This window comes from Streptomyces sp. NPDC093598 (assembly GCF_044764825.1).
Classification (GTDB): Bacteria; Actinomycetota; Actinomycetes; order Streptomycetales; family Streptomycetaceae; genus Streptomyces.
On sequence record NZ_JBIWIV010000014.1, the window covers coordinates 103,854 to 120,314 of the forward strand.

Annotated in this window: 12 protein-coding genes, 1 tRNA gene and 1 pseudogene; 12 read left to right on the forward strand and 2 right to left on the reverse strand. The window is 73.3% G+C overall.

The genetic code is table 11. From position 1 onward, the window contains the following. Position 1 precedes the first annotated feature (1 nt). From ACIRDU_RS30530 to ACIRDU_RS30555, 6 genes and pseudogenes are all read left to right on the forward strand, one after another. A complete protein-coding gene (locus ACIRDU_RS30530) occupies positions 2 to 1,630 on the forward strand; it encodes a beta-N-acetylhexosaminidase (RefSeq protein ID WP_403585353.1) in 1,629 nt (542 codons plus the stop codon). A 259-nt stretch (positions 1,631 to 1,889) separates the two neighbouring features. Then, positions 1,890 to 2,783 carry an FAD binding domain-containing protein gene (locus ACIRDU_RS30535; protein ID WP_403585356.1) on the forward strand — a complete coding sequence of 298 codons (894 nt, stop codon included), beginning with the start codon at positions 1,890 to 1,892 and terminating at the stop codon, positions 2,781 to 2,783. Further along, positions 2,780 to 5,017, forward strand: coding sequence for a 2Fe-2S iron-sulfur cluster-binding protein (locus tag ACIRDU_RS30540; RefSeq protein ID WP_403585359.1), 2,238 nt, complete (start codon positions 2,780 to 2,782; stop codon positions 5,015 to 5,017). The genes ACIRDU_RS30535 and ACIRDU_RS30540 overlap by 4 nt, the downstream gene beginning before the upstream one ends. Continuing rightward, positions 5,014 to 7,332 (forward strand): xanthine dehydrogenase family protein molybdopterin-binding subunit, encoded by a 2,319-nt coding sequence (locus tag ACIRDU_RS30545; RefSeq protein ID WP_403585361.1) that lies wholly within the window; start codon positions 5,014 to 5,016, stop codon positions 7,330 to 7,332. The genes ACIRDU_RS30540 and ACIRDU_RS30545 overlap by 4 nt, the downstream gene beginning before the upstream one ends. 8 nt (positions 7,333 to 7,340) lie before the next feature. Beyond that, positions 7,341 to 7,791, forward strand: a pseudogene (locus ACIRDU_RS30550) (phosphotransferase). 170 nt (positions 7,792 to 7,961) lie between these two features. Further along, positions 7,962 to 9,128 (forward strand): SUKH-4 family immunity protein, encoded by a 1,167-nt coding sequence (locus ACIRDU_RS30555; protein ID WP_403585363.1) that lies wholly within the window; start codon positions 7,962 to 7,964, stop codon positions 9,126 to 9,128. Positions 9,129 to 9,139: 11 nt separating this feature from the next. Here ACIRDU_RS30555 and ACIRDU_RS30560 read toward each other — a convergent pair whose 3' ends face one another. Further along, positions 9,140 to 10,363: an LAETG motif-containing sortase-dependent surface protein gene (locus ACIRDU_RS30560; protein ID WP_403585366.1), complete on the reverse strand. Its 1,224-nt coding sequence runs from the start codon at positions 10,361 to 10,363 to the stop codon at positions 9,140 to 9,142. A 356-nt stretch (positions 10,364 to 10,719) separates the two neighbouring features. On the opposite strand from ACIRDU_RS30560, the gene ACIRDU_RS30565 reads away from it, so the two are divergent. After that, on the forward strand, positions 10,720 to 10,935 hold the full coding sequence (locus ACIRDU_RS30565) for a hypothetical protein (protein ID WP_403585368.1): 216 nt from the start codon (positions 10,720 to 10,722) through the stop codon (positions 10,933 to 10,935). A gap of 3 nt (positions 10,936 to 10,938) precedes the next feature. On the opposite strand, the gene ACIRDU_RS30570 is transcribed toward ACIRDU_RS30565, so the two are convergent. Further along, positions 10,939 to 11,013 (reverse strand) — tRNA-Cys (locus ACIRDU_RS30570). Between the two features lie 194 nt (positions 11,014 to 11,207). Between ACIRDU_RS30570 and ACIRDU_RS30575 the strand changes: the two genes are divergently transcribed. From ACIRDU_RS30575 to ACIRDU_RS30595, 5 genes are all read left to right on the forward strand, one after another. Continuing rightward, entirely contained in the window at positions 11,208 to 12,851 is a 1,644-nt protein-coding gene (locus ACIRDU_RS30575; protein WP_403585370.1) for an MFS transporter, read from the forward strand. 40 nt (positions 12,852 to 12,891) lie between these two features. Next, positions 12,892 to 13,092 (forward strand): CopG family ribbon-helix-helix protein, encoded by a 201-nt coding sequence (locus ACIRDU_RS30580; protein WP_403585372.1) that lies wholly within the window; start codon positions 12,892 to 12,894, stop codon positions 13,090 to 13,092. After that, positions 13,089 to 13,472: a type II toxin-antitoxin system death-on-curing family toxin gene (locus ACIRDU_RS30585; protein ID WP_403585375.1), complete on the forward strand. Its 384-nt coding sequence runs from the start codon at positions 13,089 to 13,091 to the stop codon at positions 13,470 to 13,472. The genes ACIRDU_RS30580 and ACIRDU_RS30585 overlap by 4 nt, the downstream gene beginning before the upstream one ends. Before the next feature lie 137 nt (positions 13,473 to 13,609). Then, complete coding sequence (locus ACIRDU_RS30590) at positions 13,610 to 15,409, forward strand: DEAD/DEAH box helicase (protein WP_403585377.1); 1,800 nt, start codon at positions 13,610 to 13,612, stop codon at positions 15,407 to 15,409. A 358-nt stretch (positions 15,410 to 15,767) separates the two neighbouring features. Beyond that, a complete protein-coding gene (locus tag ACIRDU_RS30595) occupies positions 15,768 to 16,409 on the forward strand; it encodes an IclR family transcriptional regulator (protein WP_403585380.1) in 642 nt (213 codons plus the stop codon). Positions 16,410 to 16,461 lie beyond the last annotated feature (52 nt).

Consider the following 16,461-nt stretch of genomic DNA (forward strand, 5'->3'; position numbering starts at 1 on the left):
CGTGACCGAACTGGTTCCGGAGCCCCGCAGCGTCGTCGCCGACGCCACCGGCGAGGTGCGGCTGACGGCGCACTCCCGGCTCTACGCCGACACCGGGACGGAGGGCGTCGGCCACTGGCTGCGCACCGTCCTCCGGCAGGCCACCGGTCTGCCGCTCCGCGAGGGGCGGGAACTCGACGACGCGGGCGGCGACGGCATCGGGCTCCAACTCGACCCCGGACTCAGCCCCGAGGAGTACCGCCTCGTCAGCGACCGTAACGGCGTCCTCATCGAGGGCGGAAGCGCGGCCGGTGTCTTCTGGGGTGCCCAGACCCTGCGGCAGCTTCTCGGCCCCGACGCGTTCCGCAAAGCCCCGCTCGGCGGCGACCGCGCCCGGGCCGTGCCGTACCTGACGATCGAGGACGCCCCCCGATTCCGCTGGCGGGGCATGATGCTCGACGTCGCCCGGCACTTCATGCCCAAGGAAGGCGTGCTGCGTTACCTCGATCTGATGGCGGCGCACAAACTCAACGTCTTCCACTTCCATCTGACGGACGACCAGGGCTGGCGCGTCGAGATCGAGCGGCATCCGCGGCTGACCGTGATCGGCTCCTGGCGCGCCCGTACGAAAACCGGCCACCGGGCCTCGCCGTTGTGGGAGGACAAGCCGCACGGCGGCTACTACACCCGGGACGACATCCGGGAGATCGTCGCCTACGCCGCCGAGCGGCATATCACCGTCGTCCCCGAAATCGACGTGCCCGGCCACTCGCAGGCCGCCATCGCCGCGTACCCGGAACTCGGCAACACCGATGTCATCGACACGACCACCCTCACCGTCTGGGACACCTGGGGAATCAACCCGAACGTACTCGCCCCCACTGACACCACCCTGCGCTTCTACGAGGGCGTCTTCGAGGAAGTACTGGAGCTGTTCCCCTCGGAGTTCGTCCACGTCGGCGGCGACGAATGCCCCAAGGACCAGTGGCGCCGCTCCGCGACCGCCCAGGCGCGCATCAGGGAACTCGGGCTCGCGGACGAGAACGAGCTCCAGTCCTGGTTCATCGGGCACTTCGACGCGTGGCTCTCCGCGCGCGGGCGCCGGCTGATCGGCTGGGACGAGATCCTGGAGGGCGGCCTGGCGGAGGGCGCCGCCGTGTCCTCCTGGCGGGGCTACGCCGGGGGCATCGCCGCCGCCCGGGCCGGCCACGACGTCGTCATGTGCCCCGAGCAGCAGGTGTACCTGGACCACCGTCAGGACCCGGGCCCCGAGGAGCCGGTACCGATCGGGTGGGTGCGCACCCTGGAGGACGTCTACCGGTTCGAGCCGGTGCCGCCGGAGCTGACGCCCGAGGAGGCCCGGCACGTACTGGGCACTCAGGCCAACCTGTGGACCGAGGTGATGGAGGACCAGGCGCGCGTGGACTACCAGGCGTTCCCCCGCCTCGCGGCCTTCGCCGAGGTCGCCTGGAGCGCGCTGCCGGCCCCGGCGGAACGGGACTTCGCCGGCTTCGAGCGCCGTATGGCCGCCCACTACCGGCGGCTCGACGCCCTGGGCGTCGCCTACCGGCCCCCCACGGGCCCGCTGCCCTGGCAGCAGCGCCCCGGGGTCCTGGGCCGCCCGATCGACGGCCCGCCGCCCAGCCGGTAGCACCGCCTGCCGCTACCGAACAGCTCGAACAGGCCACGGAAAAAGCGCACAAGGGTCACCGAAAGTGCCAATCGGTATGCACCGGTGAAGCTGTGCGAAAACGGACCATCTCGCCGGTGAGGTGGGCGAATGCCTCCTAGCGGACCCGTGTCTTCGGCTCTCGCCAAGATGTGCCAGAGTTGCCACGTCCGCCCTGTCAGCACGTACCGTACGGCAGCACAGGTGGGACCAGGTGGGGCAGCGGGAAGGGGCAGCCGGTTTGACCACGCACGCACCGCAGGCGGCGCAGGCCGTCACGCTGCCCACGACGCTGGACGAGGCCGTGGCGGCACTCGCCGCCGTGCCCGCCGCCGTGCCCGTCGCGGGTGGCACCGACCTGATGGCCGCCGTCAACTCCGGGCAGCTCAGGCCCGCCGCACTGGTAGGACTCGGCCGGATCAGCGAGATCCGCGGCTGGCAGTACCTGGACGGTCACGCGCTGCTCGGCGCGGGCCTCACGCACGCGCGCATGGGCCGCCCCGACTTCGCGGCCCTGATCCCGGCGCTCGCCGCCGCCGCGCGCGCCGCGGGCCCGCCGCACATCCGCAACGCGGGCACCCTGGGCGGCAACATCGCCTCGGCCGCCCCCACCGGGGACGCGCTGCCGGTGCTGGCCGCCCTGGAGGCGACACTGATCATCGCGGGCCCGGGCGGAGCCCGCCGGGAGATCCCCGTGTCGCACCTGCTGGCCGGGATGGACATGCTGCGCGCCGGCGAACTCATCGGCTACGTGCGCGTGCCGCTGCTGCACGCCCCGCAGGTCTTCCTGAAGGCGACCGGCCGGACCGGTCCAGGGCGTGCGATGGCGTCCGTGGCCCTGGTCCTGGACCCCGCGCGCCGGGGCGTGCGCTGCGCGGTGGGCGCCATTGCGCCGATGCCGCTGCGGCCCCTGGAGGCCGAACAGTGGGTCGCCGGCCTCATCGACTGGGACAACAACCGCGCGCTGGTGCCCGAGGCGCTGAGCGCCTTCGGGGAGTACGTCGCCGCGGCCTGCATCCCCGACGCGGCGCCGGCCGAGGACGGCTCGGTCGCGCAGCTTCCGCCCGCCGTACTGCACCTGCGGCGCACCGTCGCCGCGCTGGCCCGACGAGCACTGGGGAGGGCGCTGTCGTGACCGACGACCAGCACGGAGAGGGCACGCCCCGGGGCGGCAGCCGCTGGGACCCGCTGCCCCAGGGCGAGTACGACGACGGCGCCACGGCCTTCGTCGAACTCCCCGAGGGGGGCGTCGACGCCCTGCTGGCCGCCGACAGCCCCCTCGCCGCGCCCGGCCACGGCTACGTGCCGCCGCAGATAACGGTCAGCCCCGCGATGACGGCCGGCACCGACCCGGCGGCCACGGGCGCGTGGCCGGTGCCGGGCGCGCCGGTCGACGGGGCGCAGTGGCACGATCCGAACGCCGGGCACCAGCAGCACGGTCACGAGCACGGCGCGCACCAGCAGCACGGTCACGACGTGCCCGAGCAGCCGTACGGCTCGGACTCCCCGTACGACCCCGGGACGCCCTACGGCTCCGACGCGGGGGCGGGGCAGCACAGCGGGGACGACCGGTTCACGTACCACCCGGGAGCGACCGGGCAGTGGAACTTCGAGGAGGCCGCGGCGGCCGACGCCGCGCCCGGCCATGACGTGACCGGGCAATGGTCCATCCCCGTCGCCGGGGGCGACCTTCCGGACGAGTCGGGCGAGTTCACCACGTCCTCGCTGGTCGAGCAGTGGGGCGGCACCCCGCCGGCCACCCTGCCGGGCGGCGCGCCCGCGCCCTGGGCGACGCAGGCCGCGGGCCGGCCGTGGGGGCAGCAGGCCCTTCAGGACACGGCGGGGCAGGAGCAGCCGGGCTACCCCCACGAGCACGGGCACGCACAGGGCCACGAGCACGGGCACGGGCACGGGCAGCAGGGCGACGCCGGACCGGCCTCCGGATACGCACCGGAGCAGCAGACCACCGGGCCGCTCCCGCAGGAGGCGGGACCCGCACACCCGCAGGACGCCCACGCGCCGGGGGTTCACGAGGACAGCGGCCCTGACCACCTGCCCGGGGAGTCCGGCCATGCGCCGGAGCCGTCCGGGACCGCCGGTCACGGGCCGGAGACGCCCGGCGCCGGTCACGCACCCCAGCCGTCGGACTACGCGCCGGAGGAGCCCGGGGCGGCCGGTCCCACGGCGGAGCCGTCCCGTTTCGGCGACCACGGGCCGGAGGCGGCTGACTTCCCCACGCACGGGACGGAGCCCGCCGAGTTCGCCGACCACGGGCCGGAGGTCGCCGAGTTCGCCGACCACGGGCCGCAGCCCGCCGACTTCCCCGGGCACGGGCCGGAGGCGTCCGGCCCCGCCGGTCACCCGATGCCCGCCGCTCACGCGCCCGAGCAGCCGTACGCCGAGGCCCCCGGCGAGTTCTCCGGGGAACCCACGCCCGAGGCGCACCCGGAAGCCGTCGCGCCCTTGCAGGACGCCCAGGGAGCCTCACAGGGGGCTCCCGAAGCCGGTGAGCCCGCCGAGGACGCCCCAGGGGCCCCAGAGGGCGCTGACGGCCCTTCCGAGCCCGCTGCCGGTCCTCCGTCGGCCCCGGCTGAGGCGGACGCAGACACCGGCGCGGAGACCGCCGACGGTGCGGCGCAGGACGGCCCGGCGCCGGACGAGGACCCGGCGACCGACCCGGCCGGCACCCCGGACGCCCCGTCCGGTGCCGCCCCCCAGGAGGAACACCCCCTCGCCTCCTACGTCCTGCGCGTCAACGGCACCGACCGCCCCGTCTCCGACGCGTGGATCGGCGAGTCCCTGCTGTACGTGCTGCGTGAGCGGCTCGGACTCGCGGGCGCCAAGGACGGCTGCTCGCAGGGCGAGTGCGGCGCGTGCAACGTCCAGGTCGACGGACGGCTCGTGGCGTCCTGCCTGGTTCCGGCCGTGACCGCCGCCGGCAGCGAGGTCCGTACCGTCGAGGGTCTCGCCGAGGACGGGCAGCCGTCGGACGTGCAGCGGGCACTCGCCCGCTGCGGCGCCGTGCAGTGCGGCTTCTGCGTCCCCGGCATGGCGATGACCGTGCACGACCTCCTGGAGGGCAACCCGGCGCCCACCGAGCTGGAGACCCGCCAGGCGCTGTGCGGCAACCTGTGCCGCTGCTCCGGCTACCGGGGCGTGGTGGACGCCGTCAAGGAAGTCGTCGCCGAACGCGAGGCCCACTCCGCGCCCGCCGACGGCGACACCCACGAGGCCCGCATCCCGCACCAGGCGGGCCCGGGCGCCGGTGGCGTGAACGCGTCGGCCTTCGGAGCGCCCCCGGAACCGCACACCCCGCACCCCCCGGAACCGCATGACCAGCCCTACGGCCAGGACGGAGGCCCCGCGTGAGCAACGAAGCAGCCACCGCCCAGGCCGCACAGGCCGCGGAGGCCGCCCCCGCCCCGGAACCGCTTCCGCACGGCATCGGTGCCTCGCTCCCGCCCACCGACGCCCGCGCCAAGACGGAGGGCACCTTCCCGTACGCCGCCGACCTGTGGGCCGAGGGCCTGCTGTGGGCGGCCGTGCTGCGCTCACCGCACCCGCACGCGCGCATCCTGTCCATCGACACCACCCACGCGCGCGAGATGCCCGGCGTCCGCGCCGTGGTCACCCACGAGGACATCCCCGGCAGCCCGTTGCACGGCCGCGGCAAGGCCGACCGGCCGGTCTTCGCCTCCGACGTCGTGCGCCACCACGGCGAGCCCATCGCCGCCGTCGCCGCCGACCACCCGGACACCGCGCGCATGGCGGCCGCCGCCGTCATCGTCGAGTACGAGGTGCTCGACCCGGTGACCGACCCGGAGCAGGCCTTCGAAGCCGAGCCGCTGCACCCCGACGGCAACCTGATCCGGCACATCCCGCTGCGCCACGGCGACCCGGAGGCGGCCGGTGAGATCGTCGTCGAGGGCCTGTACCGCATCGGCCGCCAGGACCCCGCGCCCATCGGCGCCGAGGCGGGCCTGGCCGTGCCGCGCCCGGACGGCGGGGTGGAGCTGTACCTCGCCTCGACCGACCCGCACGCCGACCGGGACGCGGCCGCCGCCGCGTTCGGCCTGGAACCCGAGCGCGTCAAGGTCGTCGTCACCGGCGTCCCCGGCGCCACCGCCGACCGCGAGGACCAGAGCTTCCAGCTCCCGCTCGGCCTGCTGGCGCTGCGCACCGGCTGCCCGGTGAAACTCACCGCCACGCGCGAGGAGTCCTTCCTCGGCCACGTCCACCGGCACCCCACCCTGCTGCGCTACCGCCACCACGCCGACGCCGAGGGCAGACTCGTCAAGGTCGAGGCGCAGATCCTGCTCGACGCGGGCGCCTACGCCGACACCTCCTCCGAGGCCCTGGCCGCCGCCGTCGCGTTCGCCTGCGGCCCCTACGTCGTCCCGAACGCCTTCATCGAGGGCTGGGCCGTACGCACCAACAACCCCCCGTCCGGCCACGTACGCGGTGAAGGCGCCATGCAGGTCTGCGCCGCCTACGAGGCGCAGATGGACAAGATCGCCAAGAAGCTCGGCATCGACCCGGCCGAGGTGCGGCTGCGCAACGCCCTGGCGACGGGCGACGTGCTTCCGACCGGCCAGACCGTGACCTGCCCGGCCCCCGTCGCCGAACTGCTCCAGGCCGTACAGGACTTCCCGCTGCCGCCGCTGCCCAAGGACACGCCCGAGGACGAGTGGCTGCTGCCCGGCGGACCCGAGGGCGCGGGTGAACCGGGCGCGGTGCGCCGGGGCGTGGGCTACGGCGTCGGCATGGTGCACATGCTCGGTGCCGAGGGCGCGGACGAGGTCTCCACGGCGACCGTGAAGGTCCACGACGGTGTCGCGACGGTGCTGTGCGCGGCCGTCGAGACCGGGCAGGGCTTCACGACGCTGGCCCGGCAGATCGTCCAGGAGACGCTCGGCATCGACGAGGTGCACGTGGCACCGGTCGACACCGACCAGCCCCCCGCGGGCGCGGGCTGCCGCGGCCGGCACACCTGGGTCTCGGGCGGCGCGGTGGAGCGCGCGGCCAAGATGGTCCGCACCCAGCTCCTCCAGCCGCTCGCCCACAAGTTCGGCATGTCGACGGAGCTGCTCCAGATCACCGACGGCAAGATCACGTCGTACGACGGGGTCCTCTCCACGACCGTCACCGAGGCGCTGGACGGCAAGGAACTGTGGGCCACCGCCCAGTGCCGCCCGCACCCGACCGAGCCGCTCGACGAGACCGGTCAGGGTGACGCGTTCGTGGGCATGGCCTTCTGCGCGATCCGCGCGGTGGTGGACGTGGACATCGAGATCGGTTCCGTACGGGTCGTGGAACTGGCCGTCGCCCAGGACGTGGGGCGGGTGCTGAACCCGGCCCAGCTCACCGCCCGGATCGAGGCGGGTGTGACCCAGGGCGTGGGCATCGCGCTCACGGAGAACCTCCGCACGCCACGCGGCCTGATCCGCCACCCCGACCTGACCGGCTACGCCCTCCCGACCGCCCTCGACGCGCCCGACATCCGCATCGTCCGGCTGGTCGAGGAACGGGACGTGGTCGCCCCCTTCGGGGCCAAGGCGGTCAGCGCGGTGCCGGTGGTGGCATCCCCGGCGGCCGTCGCGTCCGCCGTCCGCGCCGCGACGGGCCGCCCGGTGAACCGGCTCCCGATCCGTCCACAGGCCGCGGTGGTCACCGAACGGGCCTGACCGCTCGTATGGACGGCGTCGTGCTGGTCACCGGTGTCATGGCGGCCGGCAGGTCGACGGTCGCGCAGGCGCTGGCTGAACGCCGCCGAAAGCGGCGCACGTCAGGGGTGACCTGTTCCGGCGCATGATCGTGTCCGGACGCGAGTCTGTGCCCGGCGCTGCGGTGAGGTGCGGGTCCGACGGCGTCTGAATCACCGGCCGTCCGCGGCCACGGCGGACGCGTATGCCGCGGCCGAGTTCGCGGTGCCTCCGCTCAGCCTTCCGGGCGGCCACGGCCTCGGCCGAGAGGACGGGGTTACGGCGGTGCCTGGACGGTCGAGGCGCTGGACGGTGCCCTGCGCACCCGGACCCCACGCATCGGACTCTGGCAACGGACTCCGGCTCGACACCTCGGAACTGACGGCGCGGCAGACGGTCGAGGGGATTCTGGCGGAAAGGGAACGCGCGAGGGTGCTCTGAGCGTCATGTGAGGTGGACGCGTGTGGTGGCCGGGGTGCGCGTCGCTGTTCCGGGGCGTTGTCAGTGGTGGGGCGTACTGTTCTGAGCAGTGGGGAACGGCTGCCGGGCTGGGCCGGGCGGTCTGCCGTGCTCCGCCAGGGGACGGTGAGCAAGCACATGCGGGGGAGCCCATGAGTACGACCGACGCCGGTTCCGCGGTGATCACCCTGACCGAGTCCGAGCTGGACCCGTGGGTGACGCACGCGTCCACGCGGCACTGGCTGACCGGCCCCGGACTGCCCAACGACAGCGGCGTGCTGAGCTTCGCGGAGCTGAGCCGGGAGGGCCTGCGCACGGTCGCCGACTCGACGGGCGACCCGGACGACCGCCTCTCGGCGGAGCTGCGCGAGCAGCTGGTGATAGGCGGACTGCTGGGCCCCGGCGGCCTGGAGACGGAGTCGGTCCTGCTCGACGGCGCGACGGGCGAGATCTCGACGGCGTACGTCCTGCACGACCGCCCCGGTCTGATGGACCGCCGCCCCCTGGCCCCCTCCCTGCGGACACTGGTCCGCTTCGCGGAGGCCACGGACGAACTGGCGGGCCTGCGCGGCCAGTTCGCCTCCTACGCGGGCCGCTACGGCCCCAAGGCGGTGGCGGAGGCGTCCCAGCACCTGCTGGCGGTGTTCCGCGACGGCACGGACGGCGAACCGGCCCCGTTCTGGAAGATGGCGGCACTGATCCGCCCCCTGTCCCTGGTGGCGGGCCGGGGCGGCACGTCCGGCCTCTCCCTGGACCTCCCGCACCGCCTCCTGGACCAGGAGTTCGGCCCCGGCAAGGTGGCCCGCTTCGAGGACGTCGACTTCCCCGCGACCCTCACGCACGAGCCGACCCGCCGCTTCCTGCGCGAGGTGGGTCTGCCGGAGGACGCCCACGTCTTCTCCCTGGACACGGACGTCCCCCTGGCGACGCTCGCCGAGTACCACGCCGACAGCGACGCCCCGGCGGAAATTCCCGCCGGGGCCCACCGCCTGATCCGCCTCGGTCACCTGGTCGAGGACAACAGCCTGGTCATCGACGGCGCGACGGGCGCGGTCCTCAACTGGAGCGAACCCGAGGCGACGCTGTACCCGCTCAACACGGACGTGTCGACCCTCGCCTTCACCCTCTGGCTCCTGCACCGCGAGCGCGCGATAGACGCCCAGTCGTCCCACGAGCTGACGACCGACACCTACGACCAACTGGCCATGACGATGCTCCAGGTCCTGTCGACGGTCGACCCGACGGGCGTGAGCGCGGGCAGATCGGCCCGCCACTACTGGACGGACGCCTTCCAGGACGAGGCGGGCGGGGTGCTCTGACGGCTCTGCCGTCAAGCGGATTCGGCGGCATTGCGGCGGCGTACGACGAACACCAGCCCGCCACCGATCACCGCGGCGGCGGCCGCCGCCCCGGCGAGAAGCGGGGTGCCGTCGGAGCCGGTGGTGGCGAGGTTGCCGCCGGTGGTGCTGCCGGTCGTGGTGCCGGTGGAGCCACCGGTCGTGGTGCCGGTCGAGGCCGTGGCCGAAGGGGAGGCCGAGGCACCCGTACCGCCGGCCGCCTGGCCCTCCGGCTCGTTGCCCTTCCCGCCGTTGCCCGAACCGCCGGTGGCGGCACCGTCCGAGGGGCTCGGCCCGGGCTCGTAGTCGCTCGGCAGGTCGATGCTGATCACGGCGGTGTTGTTGGCGCGGTTCTTGTCGTACACCGGGGCGATGTCATAGACGGACGACGCCTTGATCTGGCCCTCGGTGTCCTGCGCGGACTTCTTGATCTTCAGCGTAAAGGTGTACGCCAGGGACTGGCCGACGTCGAGGGTCCCGTCCTGCGGCCAGCACACGTACTTCGGCTTGCCCGTGGTCCCCTGCGGTCCGCTGGGCCCGTCGATCCCGAACGGCGCGCAGTCCTTCGGCACACCGACGGCCACGGTGCCCGGCGGGATCTGCACCAGCAGGCCCGGAAGATCGTCGCTCTCCTGGTTCTGCACCCAGCCGGGGCCGTCGTTGCGCAGGGTCGCCGTGACCGACTGCTCCCCGCCGGCCAGCGCCTCCATCTCCGCACCGACGGCGACGAGATCGGCGGTGTTGTCCGCGGTCAGAGTGAGCCGACGGTAACTGTCGTCGAAACCCTCGCCCGGAGCGTCACCGCTCGCGCTCGTGCCGTACTCGACGGCCTCCATCAGGGCCTTGCCCAGCGCCTTGAACCGGACGGGCGTGGTGACGGAGGCACCGGGCTCGACGACCGTGTCGAGTTCACAAACCGCCTGCCTGACCTGGTCCCTGACGGTCGAGTAGGTGCAGCCCTTCACCTGCTCGGGGAAGTCCAGCCCGCGCGTCAGACGGACCCGGAAGGTGATCCCGTCCACGGCGGCCGTGCCCTTGTTGGTGAGGGTGACCGACTTGTCGTACACCTCACCCGGCTTGGGAGCCGCGGACGGCAGGGCCGACACGACCAGCTCGGGCCCACCCTCCTCCGCGTGCGCCAGGGGTGCGGCGACAACGGGACCGGCGACGGCGATCACGGCAGCAGCCAGGACGGCTGCCGGGGGGCGGAGGTGCACGGTGGTTCTCCTCGTCGGAATTCCTCGTCGGCCCGGAGGCACGACGACCGGAGCATCGGCTACCGGTCATGTTCTGGACACCTGAGGGGCGCGTGGGGTTGTGCACGAGTTTCCGAACACGCGCGAGGGCCCAGCCGACGTGAGGATCGATCCGAGGAGCCTCCCATGAGGAAGAACAGAACCGGCGTCCGGCGCGTGACAGGAGTTCTCACCGCGCTCGCCACGGCCGCCGCGATCGCCTCCGTAGCCCCGGCCCAGGCCCAGACCACCGCTCAACTGTCCGCGTACGTCAGCGACGGCTGGGGCGGCGGCACCATCACCAGCCAGCCGGCCGGGATCAACTGCCACCAGGAGGCGTGGACCCGTACGCCTCCAATGACCCGCAGCCGAACCCGACCGGGACGTGCACCGCGAGCTTCGAGGTCGGGACGACGGTCACCTTCACCGCCACACCCGACACAGGGTCCTACGTCAACGACGGCCTTTCACCGAACCCCGTGACCATCCGCACCGGTTACAACTACACCTGGGTCATGTTCTGCCCGTACGACGGCCTCTGCTCGGCGGGCTGACACTGGAGGCCGTGGCGGGATTCGAACCCGCGTAACTCGCTTTGCAGGCGAGCCCCTGAACCGCTCGGGCACACGGCCGTGTGTGAACTCGGTGTAGTGACCGTAGGTCGGCGGGGGAGTGGGGCTCAAGGGTGTCGGGTGGGCTGCAATGTGACTGCCATACGCGGTTCATGGAAGGGATGGCCGAGAAGAGAGGTCTACGACCAAGGTCTCAGGGCGGGACCGTCTCGGGACAGGGGTCAACGTGAGGTGTGGACCTTACGCTGGCGGGCATGACCGTCCCGAAGCCGCGTGATGCCGATGTCGAGGAAGCCGTCGATCCGCCCTCCGTGACCGAGCGGGAAGAGGGCGTGCTGGGAGCGGCCTACCGGGCGTTGAGCGTCGGGATCGTCTCCGTCGTGCTGCTCATCGCCTTCGAGGCGACCGCCGTCGGGACGGCGATGCCTGTCGCGGCCCGGGAGCTGGACGGGGTGTCCCTGTACGCGTTCGCGTTCTCCGGGTACTTCACGACCAGTCTGTTCGGGATGGTGCTCTCCGGGCAGTGGTCGGACCGGCGTGGCCCCCTCGGGCCGTTGACGACGGGCATCGCCTCCTTCGGGGCCGGGCTGCTGCTGTCGGGGACCGCCGGGACGATGTGGGTGTTCATCCTGGGGCGGGCCGTGCAGGGGTTCGGCGGCGGGCTGGTGATCGTCGCGTTGTACGTCGTCGTCGGACGGGCCTACCCGGAGCGGCTGCGGCCCGCCATCATGGCCGCGTTCGCCGCGAGCTGGGTGCTGCCGTCGATCGTCGGCCCTCTCGCCGCCGGCACGGTGACCGAGCAGTTGGGGTGGCGGTGGGTGTTCGTGGGGATACCCGTGCTCGTGGTCTTCCCGCTCGCGCTCGCGCTGCCGCAGATACGGCGTCGGGCGTCCGGGCCGGCGGGGCGGACCGCCACCGCCAAGTCCGCCACGGTGCAGAGTCCCGCCCAAGCGGACCCGACCGCCCAAACGGACCCCGCCCCGGCGGGCCTGCCCGTTCCCGCGGAACGGACCGCCCTCGCCGACCGGCCTGTCACGGCGGACGCGGCTCTGACGACGGACCAGCCCGCCCCGGCAGACGACCAGTCCGCCCCGCCGGACGACCCACCCGCCTCCTTCGACCGCCGACGCATCCGGCTCGCCCTGGCCATCTCCCTGGGGGCCGGACTGCTCCAGTACGCCGCCCAGGACCTGCGCCCGCTCTCGCTCCTGCCCGGGGCCGTGGGAGTGGCCCTGCTCGTGCCGGCCGTGCTCGGGCTGCTCCCGCGCGGCACGTACCGGGCCGCCCGCGGGCTGCCGTCCGTCGTGCTGCTGCGCGGCGTCGCCGCCGGGTCCTTCATCGCTGCCGAGTCGTTCGTGCCCCTGATGCTCGTCACGCAGCGCGGGCTCAGTCCGACGCTGGCCGGGTTCTCGCTCGCCGCGGGCGGCGGGACGTGGGCGCTGGGCTCGTGGGTGCAGTCGCGGTCGCGGGTGCAGCCGTACCGGGAGCGGCTGGCCACGGTCGGGATGCTGCTGGTGGCCGCGGCCATCGCCACGGCACCGAGTGTGCTGATCGACTCCGTGCCCGTCTGGACCGTGGCCGCCGCCTGGGCCTTCGGCTGCTTCGGGATGGGGCTCGTGATCTCCTCCACGAGCGTTCTCCTGCTCAAGCTCTCCGCCCCCGAGGAGGCCGGCACCAACTCCGCCGCCCTCCAGATCTCCGACGGCCTCTCCAACGTCGTCCTGCTGTCCGCCGGCGGCGCCGCCTTCGCCGCGCTGGGCGGCGGCACGGTGACCCACACGGCCACCCACACCTCCGGCTCCCACCCGGCCGCCTTCACCGCGGTGTTCCTGCCGATGGCGGTGGTGGCGCTGGCCGGGGCCTGGGTGTCGACCCGGCTGCGGGAACGACGGCCGTAAAGCGGTCGTCTCCTCCACGACCCGGCCGTAGCCTCTGCGCATGTCCCACCTCGATCTGCCCCTCGACCCCGCGCTGCGGGCCGCCCTCGACGACCTCGCCGACGCGCAGGGCCGCACGCCGGAACAGGTGGCGCTGCACGCCGTACACGCATACCTGAGCCAGGAGGGCGCACGCGTGCGCGTCGTCGCGGAGGGGCTCGCGCGCCACCACGCCGACCTGCTGAGGAGGCTCGGCGAATGACAGGGGACACCCGGTACCTGACCGTCGACGAGGTGACCGCCATCGCCGAGGTCGCCTTCGGCGGGCGGCCGCCCGAGGCGCGCGCTCCCGGGCTGCTCGCCTCCGCCGTGCACCGCCCCCGCGCCCGGATGTTCGGCACGGCCGCCTACGACGACCTGTACGAGCAGGCGGCCGCCCTGCTCCACGCCTTGGCCGCCAACCACCCCCTCGTCGACGGGAACAAGCGCACCGCCTGGCTGGCCACCGCCACCTTCCTCGCCCTCAACGGCGTCGATCTGGCCGGGACGGACCAGGACGCGGCCTACGCGCTGGTCGTCGACGTCGCCTCCGGGGCCGAGGGGGAGGTCGGGAGGATCGCGGGGCGGTTGCGCAGGTTGTGACGTCGGTCCCACCCACAGGTGACCCGGCCCGATCAGCGTGTGGGCGGGCTCGGGGCGCCGGTAGGGTGGCCCGGTTGTCATACGTAGCCGAGCCGTCAGGCTCCCTCGAACGAGCCGCCCGACCCCCAACGGAGACCGTGACTACCACCGCCGGCACCAGCACTGCCTCGCACCACCTGTCCCCGGCGTTCCCCGGCCGCGCCCCCTGGGGTACCGCAAGCAAGCTGCGCGCCTGGCAGCAGGGCGCGATGGAGAAGTACATCCAGGAGCAGCCGCGGGACTTCCTGGCGGTCGCCACCCCCGGCGCCGGCAAGACGACCTTCGCGCTGACGCTGGCCTCCTGGCTGCTGCACCACCACGTCGTGCAGCAGGTGACCGTGGTGGCCCCGACCGAGCACCTGAAGAAGCAGTGGGCCGAGGCCGCGGCCCGGATAGGGATCAAGCTCGACCCGGAGTACAGCGCGGGACCACTCGGCCGGGAGTACCACGGGGTCGCCGTGACGTACGCCGGTGTCGGCGTCCGGCCCATGCTGCACCGCAACCGTGTGGAGCAGCGCAAGACGCTCGTCATCCTGGACGAGATCCACCACGCCGGTGACAGCAAGTCGTGGGGCGAGGCCTGTCTGGAGGCGTTCGAGCCCGCGACCCGCCGGCTCGCCCTGACCGGTACGCCCTTCCGGTCCGACACCAACCCCATCCCCTTCGTCACGTACGAGGAGGGGAACGACGGCATCCGCCGCTCGGCGGCCGACTACACCTACGGCTACGGCAACGCGCTCGCCGACAACGTCGTCCGGCCCGTCATCTTCCTGTCCTACAGCGGCAACATGCGCTGGCGCACCAAGGCCGGTGACGAGATCGCGGCCCGGCTCGGCGAGCCCATGACCAAGGACGCCATCAGCCAGGCCTGGCGGACCGCCCTCGACCCGCGCGGCGAGTGGATGCCCTCCGTGCTGCGGGCGGCCGACCAGCGGCTGACCGAGGTCAGGAAGGCCATCCCGGACGCCGGGGCTCTCGTCATCGCGTCCGACCAGGACTCGGCGCGCGCGTACGCCAAGCTCATCCGGGACATCACGGGCAGCAAGGCGACCCTCGTGCTGTCCGACGACTCCGGCGCCTCCGAGCGGATCGACGAGTTCAGCGCGAACAACGACCGGTGGATGGTCGCGGTGCGGATGGTGTCCGAGGGCGTCGACGTACCGCGCCTGGCCGTGGGTGTGTACGCCACCACCATCTCCACGCCCCTCTTCTTCGCGCAGGCCGTCGGGCGTTTCGTACGGTCCCGGCGTCGCGGGGAGACCGCCTCGGTGTTCCTGCCGACCGTGCCCGATCTGCTCTCCTTCGCCAACGAGATGGAGCGCGAGCGCGACCACGCCCTCGACAAGCCCAAGAAGGAGGGCGAGGAGGACCCCTACGCCGAGTCCGAGAAGGAGATGGACGAGGCGAACCGGGAGCAGGACGAGGACACCGGTGAGCAGGAGCAGTTCTCCTTCGAGGCGCTGGAGTCCGAGGCCGTCTTCGACCGGGTCATGTACAACGGCGCCGAGTTCGGCATGCAGGCCCACCCGGGCAGCGAGGAGGAGCAGGACTACCTCGGCATCCCGGGGCTGCTCGAACCCGACCAGGTGCAGCTGCTGCTGCAGAAGCGGCAGGCCCGGCAGATCGCGCACAGCCGCAAGAAGCCGGACGAGGAAGCCGACCTGCTCGAAGTGCCCGCCGAGCGGCGGCCGGTGGTCTCCCACAAGGAGATGATGGAGCTGCGGCGGCAGCTCAACACGATGGTCGGTGCGTACGTCCACCAGAGCGGCAAGCCGCACGGAGTGATCCACACGGAGCTGCGGCGCGTGTGCGGGGGGCCTCCGGCGGCGGAGGCGACTGCGGGGCAGTTGCGGCAGCGGATCACCAAGGTGCAGGAGTGGGCTACGCGGATGAAGTGACGCCCGCGGTGTCGTCGGCGGGTTGCAGGTGGTTGATCGCGCCCACGCGGCGGAGCCGCACATCGGCAGAGCCCCACGCCACTGTCGGGCACGCATACCGCCGCAAATCAAGCAGTACGCCCCGTCCCGTGCCCGGATTCTGGACGGAGCCTTCCGCTCAGCGAACCTGCTTCGCTACTGTCCGGCTACGCACACGCCCCGTGGCAGCGCCGCCGCGGAGCGCAGCCGTGAAGCGACGCGGTCCGGACAGGCCGGGCCGCCGGCCGATCGGCGGCCTCTGAAGCGCGTTACCGACGGGACTCGGTGACGCATCCGCCGACCGGGGGGCCGCCGACCTCACCACTAAGGAGTGGGCGTCGTGACCGCGGAGACCTCCCAGACGCTCGACCGGGGACTGCGTGTCCTCAAACTGCTCGCCGACACGGACCACGGGCTGACCGTGACCGAGCTCTCCCTCCGGCTGGGCGTGAACCGGACCGTCGTGTACCGGTTGCTCGCCACGCTGGAACAGCACGCCCTCATACGCCGTGACCTCGGCGGACGTGCCCGGGTCGGGCTCGGGGTGCTGCGGCTGGGGCGGCAGGTCCATCCGCTGGTCCGGGAGGCCGCGATGCCGGCGCTGCGGTCGCTGGCCGAGGACATCGGCGCGACGGCGCATCTGACCCTGGTCGACGGCGCGGACGCGCTCGCCGTGGCCGTCGTGGAGCCGACCTGGACGGACTATCACGTCGCCTACCGGGCCGGATTCCGGCACTCCCTGGACCGGGGCGCCGCCGGCAAGGCGATCCTCGCGGCCCGGCAGCACCCGATGGCCGACCCCGGTTACACCCTGACCCACGGGGAACTGGAGGCGGGCGCGTGCGGGGCGGCGGCACCGCTGCTGGGCGTGACCGGCGTCGAGGGCAGCGTGGGCGTGGTGATGCTGGCGGAGGCGGTGCCGGAACGAGTGGGGCCGCGGGTCGTCGACGCGGCCCGGGAGGTCGCGGAGGCGCTGCGCTGACGGCCGCCGAGTCGCAGGAGAGGGCCCCCGGACGCCCTGATCCCGGCCGTAC